At 31.6% G+C, this 16,884-nt stretch carries 15 protein-coding genes; all 15 read left to right on the forward strand.

The genetic code is table 11. The features are described from left to right. Window position 1: 1 nt before the first annotated feature. The 15 genes from QSV08_RS12355 (at window position 2) to QSV08_RS12425 (ending at window position 16,137) form a co-directional block, all read left to right on the forward strand. Window positions 2-2,173: an OmpA family protein gene (locus QSV08_RS12355; protein ID WP_324023644.1), complete on the forward strand. Its 2,172-nt coding sequence runs from the start codon at window positions 2-4 to the stop codon at window positions 2,171-2,173. 81 nt (window positions 2,174-2,254) lie between these two features. Then, complete coding sequence (locus QSV08_RS12360; protein WP_324023645.1) at window positions 2,255-2,572, forward strand: cupin domain-containing protein; 318 nt, start codon at window positions 2,255-2,257, stop codon at window positions 2,570-2,572. A gap of 54 nt (window positions 2,573-2,626) precedes the next feature. Continuing rightward, on the forward strand, window positions 2,627-3,412 hold the full coding sequence (locus QSV08_RS12365) for an SDR family oxidoreductase (protein WP_324023646.1): 786 nt from the start codon (window positions 2,627-2,629) through the stop codon (window positions 3,410-3,412). Window positions 3,413-3,599: 187 nt separating this feature from the next. Further along, window positions 3,600-4,604, forward strand: coding sequence for a toxin-antitoxin system YwqK family antitoxin (locus QSV08_RS12370; RefSeq protein ID WP_324023647.1), 1,005 nt, complete (start codon window positions 3,600-3,602; stop codon window positions 4,602-4,604). Window positions 4,605-5,426: 822 nt separating this feature from the next. Next, the gene (locus tag QSV08_RS12375; RefSeq protein ID WP_136582482.1) at window positions 5,427-6,422 is read left to right on the forward strand and encodes a hypothetical protein; all 996 of its coding nucleotides are present in this window, start codon (window positions 5,427-5,429) and stop codon (window positions 6,420-6,422) included. A gap of 156 nt (window positions 6,423-6,578) precedes the next feature. Continuing rightward, window positions 6,579-7,472, forward strand: a complete 894-nt coding sequence (locus tag QSV08_RS12380; protein WP_324023648.1) for a hypothetical protein — start codon at window positions 6,579-6,581, stop codon at window positions 7,470-7,472. Further along, entirely contained in the window at window positions 7,465-8,001 is a 537-nt protein-coding gene (locus QSV08_RS12385; RefSeq protein WP_324023649.1) for an SLATT domain-containing protein, read from the forward strand. Before QSV08_RS12380 ends, QSV08_RS12385 begins: the two co-directional genes overlap by 8 nt. A gap of 226 nt (window positions 8,002-8,227) precedes the next feature. Then, window positions 8,228-8,896: a hypothetical protein gene (locus QSV08_RS12390; RefSeq protein ID WP_203395264.1), complete on the forward strand. Its 669-nt coding sequence runs from the start codon at window positions 8,228-8,230 to the stop codon at window positions 8,894-8,896. A gap of 162 nt (window positions 8,897-9,058) precedes the next feature. Continuing rightward, window positions 9,059-9,454: a transposase gene (locus QSV08_RS12395; protein ID WP_226989911.1), complete on the forward strand. Its 396-nt coding sequence runs from the start codon at window positions 9,059-9,061 to the stop codon at window positions 9,452-9,454. Continuing rightward, a complete protein-coding gene (locus QSV08_RS12400; protein ID WP_324023650.1) occupies window positions 9,454-10,311 on the forward strand; it encodes an IS3 family transposase in 858 nt (285 codons plus the stop codon). The genes QSV08_RS12395 and QSV08_RS12400 overlap by 1 nt, the downstream gene beginning before the upstream one ends. Before the next feature lie 90 nt (window positions 10,312-10,401). Beyond that, window positions 10,402-12,795, forward strand: coding sequence for an erythromycin esterase family protein (locus tag QSV08_RS12405; protein ID WP_324023651.1), 2,394 nt, complete (start codon window positions 10,402-10,404; stop codon window positions 12,793-12,795). A 226-nt stretch (window positions 12,796-13,021) separates the two neighbouring features. Further along, window positions 13,022-13,450: a hypothetical protein gene (locus QSV08_RS12410; RefSeq protein ID WP_324023652.1), complete on the forward strand. Its 429-nt coding sequence runs from the start codon at window positions 13,022-13,024 to the stop codon at window positions 13,448-13,450. 494 nt (window positions 13,451-13,944) lie between these two features. Then, complete coding sequence (locus QSV08_RS12415; protein ID WP_324023653.1) at window positions 13,945-14,988, forward strand: SH3 domain-containing protein; 1,044 nt, start codon at window positions 13,945-13,947, stop codon at window positions 14,986-14,988. Window positions 14,989-15,209: 221 nt separating this feature from the next. Then, window positions 15,210-15,545, forward strand: a complete 336-nt coding sequence (locus QSV08_RS12420; RefSeq protein WP_324023654.1) for a hypothetical protein — start codon at window positions 15,210-15,212, stop codon at window positions 15,543-15,545. 157 nt (window positions 15,546-15,702) lie between these two features. Then, complete coding sequence (locus QSV08_RS12425) at window positions 15,703-16,137, forward strand: hypothetical protein (protein ID WP_324023655.1); 435 nt, start codon at window positions 15,703-15,705, stop codon at window positions 16,135-16,137. Window positions 16,138-16,884 lie beyond the last annotated feature (747 nt).

The following is a 16,884-nucleotide window of genomic DNA, read 5'->3' on the forward strand; positions in this document are numbered from 1 at the left end:
AATGAAAAACTTACATATATATCTCATCCTATTTTTAGGAATTTTTCAATCTTCCTGGTCACAAGATCTAAAACGTGCCAACGACCTTTTTGAAAAGAAATACTATGCAGATGCCATTGCCTTGTACGAAGCGGCATTACCGAGCAATAAAAGCAGCTTGGTCGTAAAGAACCTGGCAGATAGCTATTACCACACCTTTGATCTAAATGCTTCGGCACGTTGGTATCGCTATCTCATTTCTAATTATGGCGATACGGTAGATGAGCAGTATTATTTTAAGCTGAACCAGTCTTTAAAAGCCATTGGCGAATATGACGAAGCCGCACAGGTATTATTCGATTATTACACCAAAGAAGGCAATTCAGAACAATTGCAGCAACTAAAAGAAGAAAATATATACCTAGAAAATGTAAAAGCAATCGGTAATCGTTTCGCAATTGCAAACAGTAACCTAAATACGACTACATCAGAATTTGGGGCAATGCAGGTAGGTGATGCCATTTGGTATACCGCAGCACATAAAAAATCAAGTTCGAAAACATACCGGTGGAACAATCAGCAGTATTTAGATATTTACACACACCCAATACATCAAGAACAATTGGGCGATAGTATTAGTGTCAGCCTATCGAATGATATTAACACAAAATTGCACGAAGGCTCTTTTACAGTATCACCCGACGGAAACACCATGTATTTTACACGTAACAACTATAACCATGGCAAACGCAAAACCGATGATCAAAAAGTTTCTAATTTAAAAATCTACAGTGCTAGTTTAATTGACGGCGAATGGAAGAATATTACAGAGCTTTCTTTTAACAGCGACGAGTATTCTAATGAGCACCCAGCCTTAAATGCAGATGGTACAAAATTATATTTTTCTTCGGATAGACCTGGCGGATTCGGTTCTTTCGACATCTATGAAACAAGCCTACAAGCCGACAATTCGTTTAGCACTCCCGTAAATTTAGGTAGTATAATTAATACGGATAAGAAGGAGCAATTCCCTTTTATAGGTTCGGATAATTCTCTATATTTTTCATCGAACGGACACCCTGGTTTCGGACTGCTAGATGTCTTTATTTCTAAAAATAAGAATGGAACATTTCAGCATCCGGATAATTTAGGGTTACCAGTAAACAGTGGTTATGATGATTTCTCGTATGTTTTAAATACTGAAAATGCATCGGGCTATTTTGCATCGAACAGACCATCTGGTAAAGGAAGCGATGATATCTATAGTTTTAACGTAACCAAAGAGTTATCAATTGAAGATTGCGAACAGTTTATTACCGGTATTATTACAGATCGTACCACTACCCTACCATTAGTTAATGCAACAGTAACCCTACGTAATGCAGAAAACAAAGTGATAGCCACATGCATCACTAAAGAAAATGGCGCGTTTGATTTTGATATTATCTGTGAAGCATCCTACGAAGTAAAAGCAGAAAAAAATGGGTATGAAGGTAATGCCAAGAACATCCGCAGTACAAAAGAAAGAAATGCCGAACATGATGCATCGATGCCTTTATATTCCATCCTAGAAAAACAAAAAACAGAAGCACTAGCATTACAAGAAAAACAAAAAGCTGAAAAACTACGCACCGAACAAATGGCTGCTAAAAAGTTAGAGGCAGATAAAAAAGCCTATCTAATAGCAGAAAAACAAGGTATTGAAGAAGCTGAACGTTTAACGAAACAGCGAATCGCCGAGAAAGCAAAAACCGAGAAGGCACTGGCAAAGAAAATAGCCGATGCCATAACAACAGAAGAAGCTTTAGTAAAAGAGAGCGACCGTACCGTTATACAGACCGAAGAAATACATTTCGATTATAGTTTATGGTATCTAAGAAGAGAGTCTCGCGAACGTTTACAGACCGTTATCGATATCATGAAGAAAAACCCAGGTATGATTATAGAAATTGGCACTCATACAGATATTCGCGGCAATAAAAGCTATAACAAAGACCTATCGCAAAAACGTGCCGATTCTGCCAAAGATTTCTTGGTCAAAAACGGAATTGAATCTGGCAGAGTGGTTTCAAAAGGATACGGAGAATCAAAACCTATTGTAGTTTGTGCAACTGAAGAAGCTTGTTCTGAAGAAGATCATGAGTGGAACAGACGCTGCGAATTTGTAGTTGTAGGGTGGGATTATGTTAACTAACCGAAAACAACATTTCTAGTCGAACAACTATTATAAAATTGCGACAGATTCTAGTATCTTTAGTTCTTAAACTAAAGAATAATGAACTATAACCTTTCTACAATTCCGTCAAAAGAGATTATGCCCGGTTTACATGGCAAATTGGTACATTCTGAAAACATGAGTATGGCATTTTGGGATGTAGAAAAAGGCGCCACAGTACCTGAACATGCTCACATGAACGAGCAGATCATGCATGTGATGGAGGGTGATTTTGAATTCACTTTAGATGGAACCACAAAGGTGTACCGCCAAGGTGACATCGTAGTAATTGCTCCACATTTAAAACATAGTGGTGTTGCCTTGACCCCTTGTAAGTTGTTAGATGTATTTAGCCCAACACGAGAAGAATACCGCTAGCAGTTGGTTGTTAACCTCGGCTTCGCTCAGTTACCTAATCTAAAAATATAAGAAATGAACATATCTCTAAAAAATAAGAAAGCATTAGTTGGTGGTAGTAGCGGTGGTATTGGTAAAGCAATAGCACAGCAACTGGCTGAAAGCGGTGCAAGTGTAACTTTAATGTCGCACAGCGAAGAGAAATTGCACAACATCGTAAATGACTTACCTACAGACCAGGGACAACAACATCAATACCTATCGGTAGATTTTAATAATTTTAATAACTACAAAAAGGTTATTACCAAATACTTTGAAAATAACAGTGTCGATATTCTTGTGAATAATACCCAAGGTCCCGCCGCTGGTAATGCCCTAGAAAAACAAGTAAACGATTACCAACAAGCCTTTGATCTGCTATTTAAAACGGTGGTGTTCACTACAGAATTGGCATTGACTTCTATGATGGCAAATAAATGGGGGCGCATTATTAATGTAGCTTCCGTTTCGGTTAAAGAGCCACTTTCGTATCTCGCATTATCTAACTCAATAAGAGCTGCGGTAGTGACCTGGGCAAAATCGTTGGCAACAGATGTAGGCAAGCATAACATAACCGTTAATAGCGTTCTTACCGGATATTTCGATACCGACCGCATTACGCAACTTAATGCCAAAAAAGCCGAACAATTAGGCATTGAAGCAAGTCAGGTCAGAAAAGAAATGGAATCGAGAGTGGCAATACAGCGTATCGGCAAACCAGAAGAATATGGTTATTTAGCAGCTTTCTTGGCATCTGACAATGCCGCTTATATTACGGGAACAAATATTCCTATTGATGGCGGGTTATTGAAGTCGCTTTAGTTATATTAATTGATACGTTAAGATCAAATTTAAACGTTTACAAACGTATATTATGCGCATAATATGCGTTTGTAAACGGATAAAATATTGTATTCATTGACATTCTACAAGATATTATTAAATTACAGGTAAATAAGAAATATGTGCAATTGTGCACATATACAATTGTTGTACACCATTTAGGAAAATGTCAAAAAAAGTCAACTTAATAGTATTATTAATCTTAGTTTTTTATTCCTTTTTTGGAAATGCACAAACATGGGAAATTAAAGATACCATAATAGACTCTGAACAATTCTATATATACCCTACTAAAAAAAAAGAATGCTGTTGGGAAAGTGTTGATACTTGGATGGTTAATGGAAAATATAGGACAAAGCTTCCAAAAGATGGAAATTGGATTCAACTCTTTGAAAAAAATGAAACCCGAATCGCTAAAAAATATCAAATAAAGAATGGAGTCTTAAATGGGTATTGGCTTGAATTTTATTTAAATGAACAGACGGAACTTTCAGGAGAGTATTGTAATGAAATAAAGTGCGGAAAATGGACTCAATATTATAATAATGGACAAACCAAGGACATTACCTCTTATGCAAAAGGAGAACCTTTAGGTGAATCAATAAGTTATTTTGAAAATGGAAACAAAGAACGTAAAGGAGCTTATGATGGTTATGACAAAAATGGTTTATGGCAATATTTTCATAAAAATGGGCAATTAAAATTTAAACAGAACTACATTAATGGAACTGTAACAGATGACTCAATTGTTAGTTATGACTCAATCGGACAAGTTCATTTTAAAGGAGGTCTTAAAAACGGTATACCTAATAGAGAATGGATTACATATTATCCGAATAGAAATATTGAATCTTTAGGTTCTTTTACAATTAAAGAAGTAAATGTTTGTTCAGGAGGAATCGCAAATATTGCTTATAAAGATTTGAAAATTGGAAAATGGAAATACTTCTATAATTCAGGAAAATTATTTGCAGAAGTTGAGTACCGATTAGTTTATAAAAGAAGCAAAAAACAATCAAGAGTTCTTGACAAACAAACTATTTACTCAAAAATATACTTTGAAAAATATTACTCTGAACGAGGTGAAAGAATAAAAAAGAAAAAAATAAAAGAGAAATACCCAATTTTAAACGAGAAAGTAAAAACGGTGTACAACAATGGCTATAATTAATACGGACTTCGGTCTTTACACTAAGGTCTATGTATCTTTATAATGTCGCAAAATCTTTGGGATTTTGCTTCGTGCAAGAAAAAAACAAAACAAAACCCAAAGCTTTTGCTTAGCGCGAGACAGGAAATCCGCTGGATTTCCGCCCCGCACTAATCATAGCCGAAACGTTACCAAAAATACTAAACAACTATTTTAGAAACTTCGAAATTCCGCACATTGAATTAACTATCCGAGGTTAAACCGATTGGAATTGAATTTATTAAATACCAAAGATTGCGAATGGACTTCCTACTCAAACTTAATCTGAACGAAGATGGACCTGAGCTAGTTTGCGCAGATGGACTTCACTCGTATGGAATCAAAAAGACTTAATAATTTATATTTGAAAATTTTATGATTATACCAGTTTTTTCCTTAATCGCACTCACGATAATTGCATTAATTATTTTTGTAGTTAAAAAAAAGGATAGAAAGACTAAAACAATTATTGTCAGTATAATTCTAGGAATCTTACTATTGTTAGGTTTGTTTATCATGTACGTCTTGATTCAGTTCGGCAGAGGTTGGGGCTAATTAAGTAATATAAGTGTTGGAAAAAGTACTTTTGGTAACAATGGCTATACTTAATACGGGCTTAGGTTTTAAAGCCAAGTTCTGTGTATATTTATGATGTCGCTAAATCTTTGGGATTTAGCTTTGGACAAAAAAAGAAAAAGCGAAACCCAAAGCTTTAGCTTAGCGCGAGACAGGAAATCCGATGGATTTCCGCCCCGCACTAATCATAGCCTTAACGTTAGCTGTAATTTAAAAAAAACTCATATAATGAAAAATAACATTTTATTTCTATTTCTATTAATTACGATAATCAGTTGTAAGGAAAAAAACGCAAAATCATCAACTAATGAATCAATTCCTAAAGAAACAACTAACGAAAAAATTTACAATGGAACAGGAAACGTAACCCAAGGATTAGCGGAAACACAAATTAAAAGTCTTATTTCTTGTAATCAAGGAGGTAGCAGAATTTCAGGAGTTGGAGAAATAAAAGATGATTTAGGAAATAGTTGGACAGTTCCCGGAATTAATCATTTCAACGAATCGACCAAAGCTTCTGATTTATATAATGAATGTAACTCTATAACACCAAATAATCTTTCAGAAATAGATATGAATTCCGTTCCTGTCTTTGAGATAGATTCGGACGGAGAAATCATTACAGGCTATCTTTTTGCGGATAATTATTTTGAACTTTACATTAACGGAAAATTAATAGCAGTTGACCCAGTACCTTTTACACCATTTAATTCAAACATTGTAAAATTCAAAGTAAAAAAACCTTATACAATTGCAGTAAAACTAATAGATTGGGAAGAACATTTAGGTTTAGGTTCAGAAAATAATAGAGGAAAAGATTTTCATCCTGGAGATGGAGGTTTTATAGCCAGCTTTAGTGATGGGACTATTACAAATAGCAAATGGAAAGCACAAACTTTTTATACTGCACCTATTAGTGATTTAAGTTGTTTAAGTGAAATTGGAGAAAAAAGAATCTCTTCAAATTGCAGTACAGATGGAGTTGATAATGGAACAGCATTTTACGGTATTCATTGGAAAATTCCAGAAAATAGTTTTGACGTTACTTTCAATGACAGCCAATGGCCAAATGCGACCACATATACTGAAGATGAAATAGGAGTAAATAATAAAAAAGCATATATGAACTTCATAGAAAAATTTAGTGGAAAAGGTGCTGAATTTATTTGGTCTACTAATGTCGTTTTGGATAATGAAGTCATTGTTCGTTACAAAGTGGAATAAAAACTACAGCTAACACAGTATAAAAATAATTGCGATTTAGTGCTTAATCAAAAGATGGTTTCGTGTTTGTAACGTCTGATTTTCCTTCGGAAAATCCTCGCATACAAACCCGCAACTATTCTTATACATAAACGTTAGCTGTTATTATAAAAAACTATGAACTTCGAAGAAACTCTTGAATCAATCAATAAATGTTTTGCAACAGATGTTGAAAAGAACTTACCAACAATTAAAGACTTTAGCGCTGAAATAATTGAGGGTTTTGACAATGGAAATTTCGAAGAACTAGAAAATTTCTCTGAGAATACAACTGACGTTTACAAAAAATCAGTTTCAAAACGAATTCTAGCTATAAAATCTATTCAAGAAGCAAGAGATTCTGGTATTGAATTAAATATCAATAAAGTTTGGAAATGGATTTACCAATCGTTAGAAGTTATTCCTATCATTGCAACAATATCTTCAATAGGCTCTCAAGGGTTTTTATCAATTCCACTTTACAAATATGAAAAGGAAATGGACAAGTTTGATTTCATCAGACTACATATTTGGGATAACAGCCTAGACCAATATTTTGATAAAAAAAAGAGCGAGACCTTTTCCATTCATACTCATTCATTTTTAGCCCAAAGTTGGGTTCTAGTTGGTAAAATTGTGAATAATAGGTATCGAGTAAAAGAAAATAGCAAAAAAGCAAATGCATCACTTTTCACAATAGAATATAATAAAACCCTGAATCAAATAAATCAACATACTAGTGTTGCAAAAAATACAGGTAAAAATGTTAATGTGGAACAAATCTCAAATGAAGTTTATTTGCCATATAGCACTTATAAAATTAAAAAAGAAAATTACCATCAATCCATAAGTTTAGGGAATAACGGCTTATCCTCTACTATCTTTTCATTCACTTCTAAAGGAGGAATTGCTGAAAATTCATTCGTAGTTGGACCAATGGACATACAAGAATCAAAAATCAATAGAAAAATGCATATCGATGCTACCTATTTAATCAATCAACTAAATTCAATAGTTAAAGATTATGAATGAATCTCAAAAAAAAATGCTTTTAGATTGGATGCGAAAAGTCCATCAGTTGGAATATGCGCATAGATTTGAATCTATAAAATGGGTTAAAGTCCATCGTTGGATTGGATATGGAGCTTTTGTTTTATCAATAATAATTGCATTTAGTTTTAGATTTCCAGAGGTTGACATCAAAACCTTTGATAATTTGCCATTTTTTTTAAAACAAAACTTCTTTGTTGCATTTGCTTCAACAGTAGTTGCACTACTGACAGGATTTCAAACATTTCTAAAACCAAACGAAAAAGCGGAACAACATAAAAACACGGGTAGTAATTACGAAAAAATAAGACATCGAATTGAATTTATATTAACTACGAAGTTTACCGAATCTGAAAGAAAAAATCGAATTGATTTGGTAAAAGACGAATGGGAGAATCTAGACGCAATTAATGTATCAAACAAAAACTTTCAAAAAGGTAAGAATAAGGTTAAAACTTTTGGAAAATATCCTGAAGAACTCGCTTTTTTAGAAGACGTTGAAAAAGAATAACAACAGCTAACACAACCTATAAACAATACCGGCTTCGGGCTTAAACGAAAGGTTTGCGTATTTTTATGAAGTCCGCAAAATCTTTTGGATTTTGCTCTGGACAGGAAAAAATAAATCAAAACAAAAAGATTTCGCTATGTGCTTGGCGGAAAGCAAATGCTAGTTTGCTCCCGTACTGTTCATAGCCAAACCGTTGTGTGTAACCTAAATAAAAAGGAATACAAGAATGAATAATAAAAGACTTCATAAATTTAAGTTTGTAATTCACCCTTCTGAATTTACTAATTTGTTTAAAGATTTAGAATATTTTATAGCGATTATAAATACGAGGGTTAACGAAAATTATAAAATCACAGACAAAACATCAATATTCAATCGTTATTCTTCGTACTATGAAAAAGTCACATCTGGAGAAGAATGGAAAAAGGGTGATGGGCTTTTAAATATCTACACACATCTTATTATTAATCCAAATCATATAAAATATGGTGATAAATTTGTAGCTGAAGTAGATGGAGAAACAAAAACATTTAAACTTGCAACTCAGGCTGAAGAATCTGCAATCAACATTTCACCATTTTCATTACAATTGGATCACAAAGATAGATTAAGTGTTATGTTTTTCGATGGTAAACACAACTCTAATATAGGACTTGAATTTAGCTATCCAACAAGGCTTATGGATTTGAAAACTAAAGAAATAATTTCTACTGAAAATCTATCCACATATAAACTATATAAAGAACTCATAAGACGTATTAAAAAATTTAGTAAGAAAGCGAAAGCAATAAGAAATGATAATATATCTAAACCTAATTTTTGGATTAGTCCAAGATGTGTAAATGATATTAATAAAAACGTAATAATGAAACAAAATTCGATAATACTGAAATAAGGCTACACACAACACCGTGTATAATTAATTGCTTGGTTATAAACTACTTAATAAAATTCTCGCAGACTTTAAACCTGTGTTTTATTTACTAGCTTTAGTACTTAAATCACGCAACTAATCATACACAATCACGTTGCCAATAATTTTGACCCGTCCTGAAATATGTATACAAAACACTTCAAGTATATGTATAAAAATGATGGATATGTAAAACGCTATAGTGAGAGCTTTAAGCTCAAGGTATTGGCAGAACTAACCAAAGGAAACCATTCCAAAAGACAAATTGCATTAACTTACGGTATACAATCCAGTACTATAAACGTATGGATAAAAAAGTACGATCGTAAAGATCTAATGAACACCCGTGTAACCGTGCAAACAGACGATGAACTTTCCCGTATCAAAGCCCTGCAAAAAGAGCTAAAGCAACTTAAGGACCTTCTTATTAAAAAAGACCTGGACAAATTGGTGACCGATAGCTATCTCGAGGTAGCTGCTGAGAATCTAGGTTATAGAGATGTTGAGGAATTAAAAAAAAACTTAAACATAAAGCCTTAATGAAAGTAGCACCGATAAACCGTAATGAAAGACTGTTATCCATTGGTACTATCTGCAATGCTTTTGATTTGAAAAGAGATGCCTATTACAAATACCAAAAAAGGTTTTTAATCAAAAAACAGATAGAACAGGATATAATCGAACTTGTTCGGCAAAGTAGAAGAACACTGCCCAGAGAAGGCACCAGAAAACTCATGAGGTCATTAAAAGATGAGTTTCACAAGTATGACATCAAAGTAGGCAGAGACCGGCTATTCCGTATCTTAAGAGAAAACAATTTGCTCATAAGAAGAAAGAGATACTCCTGTAGAACTACCAATTCATATCACAGATTCTACAAGTATAATAACATTATAAAAGACTTGAAGATCAATAGGCCTAATCAGGTTTGGGCATCCGATATTACCTATATCAGAACTATAAAAGGATTCTGTTACCTGGCATTGATTACGGACATGTACTCCCGTAAAATCGTTGGATACGACCTGAGTGATAGCCTTGAACTAAAAGGTTGTGTCAGAGCTTTAAATAAGGCTATTTACAATGCTAAGAACATTGACAGCCTTATTCATCACTCCGACAGAGGTATTCAATATTGTAGTAACGTCTATACCCAAATACTAAAAAGAAAGAAAATAGAAATTAGTATGACAGAAGAAAACCATTGCTATGAAAACGCCCTAGCCGAAAGGGTCAACGGTATTCTAAAAGATGAATTCTATCTTGACCAGACTTTTACAAGCGTTGTACATGCTAAAAAAGCAGCCAAAAATGCAATCAAATTATACAACTCTAAAAGATTGCATTTATCTTTAGATTATAAAACACCAAATTACGTGCATCAATATGCCGCTTAAAAATAATATTAATCTGTAGCCGTATTTTAGGACGTGACATTTTGACCAACCGACGAACAAGAATTAAAACATTAAGATAGTTTACAATAAATGAAAATAATTTTTACTCTAATTTCTTGCTTGTTTTTGACAATAGCTCAATCACAAGAATTAAAAACGATAGAACTTCTTCCGCCAGAATCAAAAGAATACAAAGATTTAGCATTTCTAAAAAATGAATTACAAGGAAAACAACTTGTAATGCTTGGGGAACAAACTCATATGTATGGAAATATATTTGAGATGAAAGCACGAGTTTTAGAATATCTTCATATAGAACTAGGATTTACAACTATCGCAATGGAATCTTCAATGTACGACATTTGGAAAATGAACAAAAACGGTTTTAATTCCAAAGAATTTAATAACGCAATTTGGGGAGTTTGGTCTAGTACATTAGAATTTCAAAGAGTAGTAAACTATATAGAAAAAAACAATTTAAAAGTTATCGGCTTTGACTCACAAGTCATTAATACTTCACAATTTGTAGAAGATTTTTATGATTATTTAGAAAGTCAGCATATTACTTTAAAATTAGACGAGGATGATTTAGGAATTATCATAGAAGGAGTTTTAGAAAATGTAACAATTGAGGAAGATGATATAAAGTATAAAGTTTACGAAAAAGAGATTAACAGAATTATTAAGCAAATTGAAAATTTAGATTCCGATGAAACAAATTATTATTGGAAACAATTTACTAAAAGTCTTTCAGCTTCTTCAAAAGACGCATTTTACAATAAAAAAGAAATCCTTACCACAGATTTCGGCAATGAAAATGACAATATCAGAGATAAACAAATGGCTGACAACCTATTAAGTTATATCAAAAGAAATCCTAATGAAAAATTTATTTGTTGGGCAGATAATGTCCATATTATAAATGATAATTCAAGTATTACAAAACCAATTGCAAAAGAATTTATTTCAATGGGTTCTTACATTCATAAAGAACTAAAAGAAAAATCATATAGTTTAGCAACAATTCACGCAAACGATTCGCTTTTTGATAATGGCACAAAAAAATGGCATTCAACACCACTAGAAAGTAAATCGTTTGAAGATGAGTTGAGCAATTATAAAATTCCATATTTATTTGTAACATCAAATCAAGAAGGAATGAAATCATCAAAATCTACAAGACTGCTAAATTTCATTGATTTCACAAATGCAAGATTAGACCAATTACACGATGGTTATATATTTTTTCAAAATGCAACATTACCCAAATTAGAGACAATAACAGACAGCATAACTGTTTCTAGTAAACAAGTAGCTTTAGGCAAAAAAATAGGACGAATAGAAATAGGTAAAAAAGTTATACTCAAAGGACAGTTAGTTAACAAAGAAAATAATGAACCTATTCCATTTGCTACCTTAATCTTAAAAAAAGAAGAAATCTATAGAGTAGCAGATGAATATGGTTTTTACGAGTTACCAATTAAGAAAACAGTACTTGAAAGTGCAACTGTGGCTATTTCGTCAATAGGTTTTGAAACGAAAACAATTTCACTAAGGGAACTAAACGATAAAACGTATTTAAAACCAAAATTTGAAGAATTAGACGAAGTTGTAATTACTGGTTATTTATCCCCAAAAACAATATTAAAGAAAGCGATTTCTAACAAAAAACTAAATCATCCTACTGAACCTTTTAATTTTTACAGATATGGTAATGTTTTAGTAAATAAAAATGACATAACTGAATTAGATTTAGAGTTAATAACAAAAGATAATGACCAAGGCTATTTATCACCTTTTGTAATAACACAAAGAGTTGAGCAGATAAAATGGAATAAAAACAATAATCCAAAAAATTATAAATACTCGTCACAGTTTTTTTCTTATAGACAAAATGCAATTCGTTATGCTAATATTCTTCACAAGAGAAAGTATAAGAAATTCAAACTAAACTTTGTGAAATCGGATAACCCAATTGAAGATGGATTATATATAATAGCTTTTCAAACAGAAAGAAATAAATGGAATTATACTAACAAAGGATATCCAACAGAATACTCTGGCAGAGTATATATTGATAAAGAAAATTTTACAATAGTAAAAGTTATTGAAAACTGGGAAACTAGCTTAAATAAGGACGAAATTGAAAAACACTTTAAAGGATATGAAGGTTATAAAAATATAGTTTCAACTACTATTAAAGAAGAAAACATTTGTTACTATTCAGACATTAAAGGTAATGGCAAATTTTATGCTACAAGATATTTTAATCGTAGATATAACGAAACCCTTGACAAGGAAAACAACAAAAATTATGGAGTTTTTGAGAGAGATTCATATTTATTTGACTTTGAACTAAAAAACGTTGAGGAAATTGAATACGAATGGCGTGAAAAGAAACAAACCGTTTTAAATCGAGTGGAATATGATAAAACTTTTTGGGATTCATTTTACAAACAAGAGATAAAAGAAAAATCGGAATAAAAAACTATTGGCAACAACGTATATAAAACATAGCTATTACGAGCTTTCCGAAAGGTTTGTGTGTATTTGCAAAGTCCGCCAAATTTTTTAATTTGGCTTTTTGAGAAGATAAGATAAAAAGAAATTAAAAAATTTGGCTCGTATATAATCCGAAAAATCAGCGTCTATTTGCACGCTACGTTTCATATACCAACCGTTAGCCCACATTTTGAAAATAATTGAATCAATGAATAAAGCACAAACTTTCTTCCTCATTTGTTTAATTTTCACATTACAATCTTGTCTTTTTGGTGTTGGATTAGTGGAGGAAAAAATTTCCGACAATATCTTCTTAACTGCTATAAATGAATATGATGAATTAAGTATTTGGCATTCTCTTGACAATACTAGTATTCGAAATTTATTAGTACCTGAAACTGTTTTTGCTATCGGTAATGACAATGAATTTATAATTGTAAAAACTCATCCGAAAAATTCAAATAATGAAATGAATCGAGAATTAATATTTTATCACATAATAGAAATTGATAAAATACGAGAATTTGGACCCAGTCAATCAGTTTCAATGGTTCGGGAACAATTTGAAATTAAGCGCAAAGAATTACAAATTCCAGATAAATTAGATTTTGAAATAGTGTTTAAGCAGAACGAATAAAAACTAATAGGTTTCTTAAAAAGTTTGTGCAAATGGACTTCACTTGGACGGAATTTTCATAATACAGATTAAAAAAATATGATTAGCGGAGTTGTTTTTGGTCTATTATTAATCTTGATGATTGTTTTAACCTTTCGTGAAATCAGAAAGAAAGATGGAAACTCTACTTACGCAAAAATATATTTCGTTTTAGGAATAGTATTTTTTGCCATACTTGTCTATTTGTTTATTATGTTTCAATTTGCCACAGGCTGGGCTGGTTCCGAATAATATAGCGGAAAAATACTTTTGGTAACAATGGCTATAGCAAATAGGGCATAAAATACTATATTTAAAGGCTTGGGTGTACTTGCTAAGTCCGCCAAATCTTTTGGATTTGGCAATTAAAAAAGAAAAAATAATCACAAAACAAAAAGCTCTGGCTACGAGCGCAGACGGAAACGAAAAGTTTCCTTACCACCGCACTACGCTTAGCTCAGTCGCTAGCAATAATTATGAAAAAATCTTTCTCATTTATTATAATAATTCTATTGTTCAGTTGTAAAACTGACAACAAAGAAAATTCAATAAAAAATGAAATAACCTTAAATGAAAAACAAAAAAAAGAAGAGGATATTAAATTTAAGTATGTTATAGCTGAATCTGGATTAAACTATAGAAAAAACCCAAATGGAGAAATAATTGGAAAATTTAAATATGGTGAAAAAGTAAACATAATTAAACACACTTCTATATTCGAAACAATTAAAGACGAAAATGAGAAAAAAAAAGGAGAATGGGTTGGTCTTATATGGAGAAAAGACACCGTTTATGTATTTGATGGATATTTATCTAACGAAAAAATAACTCAAAATTTAAATACTATTTCATCTCAAAAGAACATTAAAGTTGGGGAAATGAGAGTTTATGAAAATTTACCTAATTTGAAATTTTCAAAAATTACCAAAAATCAATTTGACAATGTTCAATCTAACCAAAAAAACATATTACCGAAAATAAGAAAAAATGATTCGTTCTTATTTATTAAAACAAAGAGTGAAAATTTGAAATTTAAAGTTTATAAAGACTATAAAGAAAATGGAAGCTGGAGTGGAAGTGAATATGTCGGGTATTATCCCAAACTTAAGTTCTATGCAATACAAACCAATTACATTGCAGATTATTTAGGTTTTAGTGAACTTACTTTAATTGATAGTATTTCAAATAATAAATATGATATCATATCTCCCGGAGATGGAGCTATTGAGCAACCAATAACTTCACTTGACAAAAAATATTTAGTATATAACTATAATGATATGTATGAATTTCAAGGATGTTTTATTGGAATTATTAAAGTAGATGAGTTTAATAAAAACAATCCTAAAAAATATTTAACTGAATTTAAAAGTCATACTTCTGAAGACTGGGCTGTAGAAGAAATAAAATGGAAAGACAATAACACTCTTTTTATAAAAACTTATAAGGAAAAACTTATAAATAAAAAGAAACAAAAGATATTCGATTACTTGAAAACAAATATAGAAGTAGAAAATTAACTATTGCTAACTAGGTATAAAAAAACATAGGGCTTTTGTGTTAGCTCCAAAGGTTTGTGTTTATTTACGAAGTCCGCCAAATTTTTAAATTTGGCTTTTAAGATTGATAAGTTAAAAGAAAATATAAAAATTCGGATTTGTGTTAGTCCGAAAAATTAGCGTCTTTGTATACGCTACGTTCCATACACAAAACGTTGTGCAACATACTCAATACCTAATAAATGATCGATTTAGAAAAATATTACGGAGAATTAGATGCAATTAAACTAATTGAAATAATTGAATCTGGTAAAGAATATAAACCAGAAGTCTTTCAGTATTGTAAAAAAAGAGTTTCTGAAATGAACTTACCTATCGAAACTATAAAATCCTATGCAACGGATATTATAAAAAAAAATTTTTACGAATATTTTACTAAAGGTAAATATCTGTCAAATGAACCTATTAACATTGAAAGTTATTATCTATTTAAAAAAGAGGTAAAGAAATGTTTTACTGAGAGTAAAGCTAAGTTTATTCAAAATAGGAATAGTATGACTCAAAACTTAAATATATAATTAAAATACGTTGCGCAACACGGTATATAAAAAATTGCTGTTTTTAGCTAAACCATAGTCAGTTGCTTTGTTTGCTGCTGCTGATTTACCTTCGGAAAATCCTCGCCCTCAAACACGCAACTATTCTTATTCATAACCGTTGTCATTAATTTTGAAAATGAAGAAACTAATCATATTTACCCTATTACCAATTGTTATTTTTGGCTGTCAAAATAGTCATCAGACGGAAAAGTTCGAGGCTGAAATAGAGGAGTTAAAAAAACGAAATGATTCGCTGAAAAATATTGTATTTCAAATAAAAGATAAATATGTGTTCGATAGTTTGACTATCCGAAAAATACCGCATTACGGAAATACAAATAAACTGAATTCAATACATAAAGAGGAATTTGTATTTGCTGGCTATAATTCAAATGGAAAAACATCTGTAATAATTGGAGATACTCTAATTTTAAAAAATGGTGGATTTCACCATGAAATTAAATTAACTCAAGAAAGAAACGCATACAGCGGAATTTTCAAAACGGAGCATGATTACGGAAAATCCTTTGAAATACACTTAGGCTCTCGAATCGAAGTGGAAAAAAACTAATGACAACAAAGCCTAAACGTAATACGGACTTAAGGGCAAAAACGAATGGTTTGTGTATATTTATAAATACACTAATCCCGATAGCTATCGGGAATGGATTTAGCTTTGGAACAAAAAAGAAAAAGCAAAACCCGCCCGAAAGTGCCTTTTCGGTACGGGCGGGCAATACCCTTTAGCTGCATCGGCAGACGGAAACGAAAAGTTTCCTTGCCACCGCAACACGATAAAACTTGCCGCTGGCAAACCAGAAAAGTTCATAAAAGCATTTCTTTAAACTCCATATGAAAAAGCTTAAAATATTATTCTAACTGTATGTATTCTTAATACTCGTGTCATGCGGAAATAGTAAGAAACAATCCTAAATTATAAGTGATTGGAATTTAGTCCATATTTATAAGGATGGTGTAGCTATTTTAGATAACGACAAAGTTAAAGAGGTATGTCAACTTAAGATTAATCAAATTATTATTGAGCTAAATCGAAATGAAGATTTGTATGCAGCCTTTGAAATTAATAAAGGTATAATTACATTGTCTCGTAGTACGTACCCTTAATATAACTGAAATACAGAATTAAGTTAACCGATACACTATTGTCATTTTTTAAATCGGCGGTAAAATCTTTGAGACTAAGTCATATAGATAAAAACTACAAATCTATGCGGCTATTCCTTTAAAAAATGATAATTCAAGTCAGATCAATAGGTAGCAGTATAATACAAAACCATATTTGCCACAAATTTCATAG

This window comes from Maribacter sp. BPC-D8 (genome assembly GCF_035207705.1).
GTDB lineage: Bacteria > Bacteroidota > Bacteroidia > Flavobacteriales > Flavobacteriaceae > Maribacter.

Bases quoted from the DNA above. Each gene is read 5' to 3' on its own strand.
- QSV08_RS12375 (WP_136582482.1), top strand. From the start codon at position 5,427: ATGAAAAATAACATTTTATTTCTATTTCTATTAATTACGATAATCAGT.
- QSV08_RS12410 (WP_324023652.1), top strand. From the start codon at position 13,022: ATGAATAAAGCACAAACTTTCTTCCTCATTTGTTTAATTTTCACATTA.
- QSV08_RS12405 (WP_324023651.1), top strand. From the start codon at position 10,402: ATGAAAATAATTTTTACTCTAATTTCTTGCTTGTTTTTGACAATAGCT.
- QSV08_RS12425 (WP_324023655.1), top strand. From the start codon at position 15,703: ATGAAGAAACTAATCATATTTACCCTATTACCAATTGTTATTTTTGGC.
- QSV08_RS12420 (WP_324023654.1), top strand. From the start codon at position 15,210: ATGATCGATTTAGAAAAATATTACGGAGAATTAGATGCAATTAAACTA.
- QSV08_RS12385 (WP_324023649.1), top strand. From the start codon at position 7,465: ATGAATGAATCTCAAAAAAAAATGCTTTTAGATTGGATGCGAAAAGTC.
- QSV08_RS12360 (WP_324023645.1), top strand. From the start codon at position 2,255: ATGAACTATAACCTTTCTACAATTCCGTCAAAAGAGATTATGCCCGGT.
- QSV08_RS12400 (WP_324023650.1), top strand. From the start codon at position 9,454: ATGAAAGTAGCACCGATAAACCGTAATGAAAGACTGTTATCCATTGGT.
- QSV08_RS12390 (WP_203395264.1), top strand. From the start codon at position 8,228: ATGAATAATAAAAGACTTCATAAATTTAAGTTTGTAATTCACCCTTCT.
- QSV08_RS12395 (WP_226989911.1), top strand. From the start codon at position 9,059: ATGTATACAAAACACTTCAAGTATATGTATAAAAATGATGGATATGTA.
- QSV08_RS12355 (WP_324023644.1), top strand. From the start codon at position 2: ATGAAAAACTTACATATATATCTCATCCTATTTTTAGGAATTTTTCAA.
- QSV08_RS12380 (WP_324023648.1), top strand. From the start codon at position 6,579: ATGAACTTCGAAGAAACTCTTGAATCAATCAATAAATGTTTTGCAACA.
- QSV08_RS12415 (WP_324023653.1), top strand. From the start codon at position 13,945: ATGAAAAAATCTTTCTCATTTATTATAATAATTCTATTGTTCAGTTGT.
- QSV08_RS12370 (WP_324023647.1), top strand. From the start codon at position 3,600: ATGTCAAAAAAAGTCAACTTAATAGTATTATTAATCTTAGTTTTTTAT.
- QSV08_RS12365 (WP_324023646.1), top strand. From the start codon at position 2,627: ATGAACATATCTCTAAAAAATAAGAAAGCATTAGTTGGTGGTAGTAGC.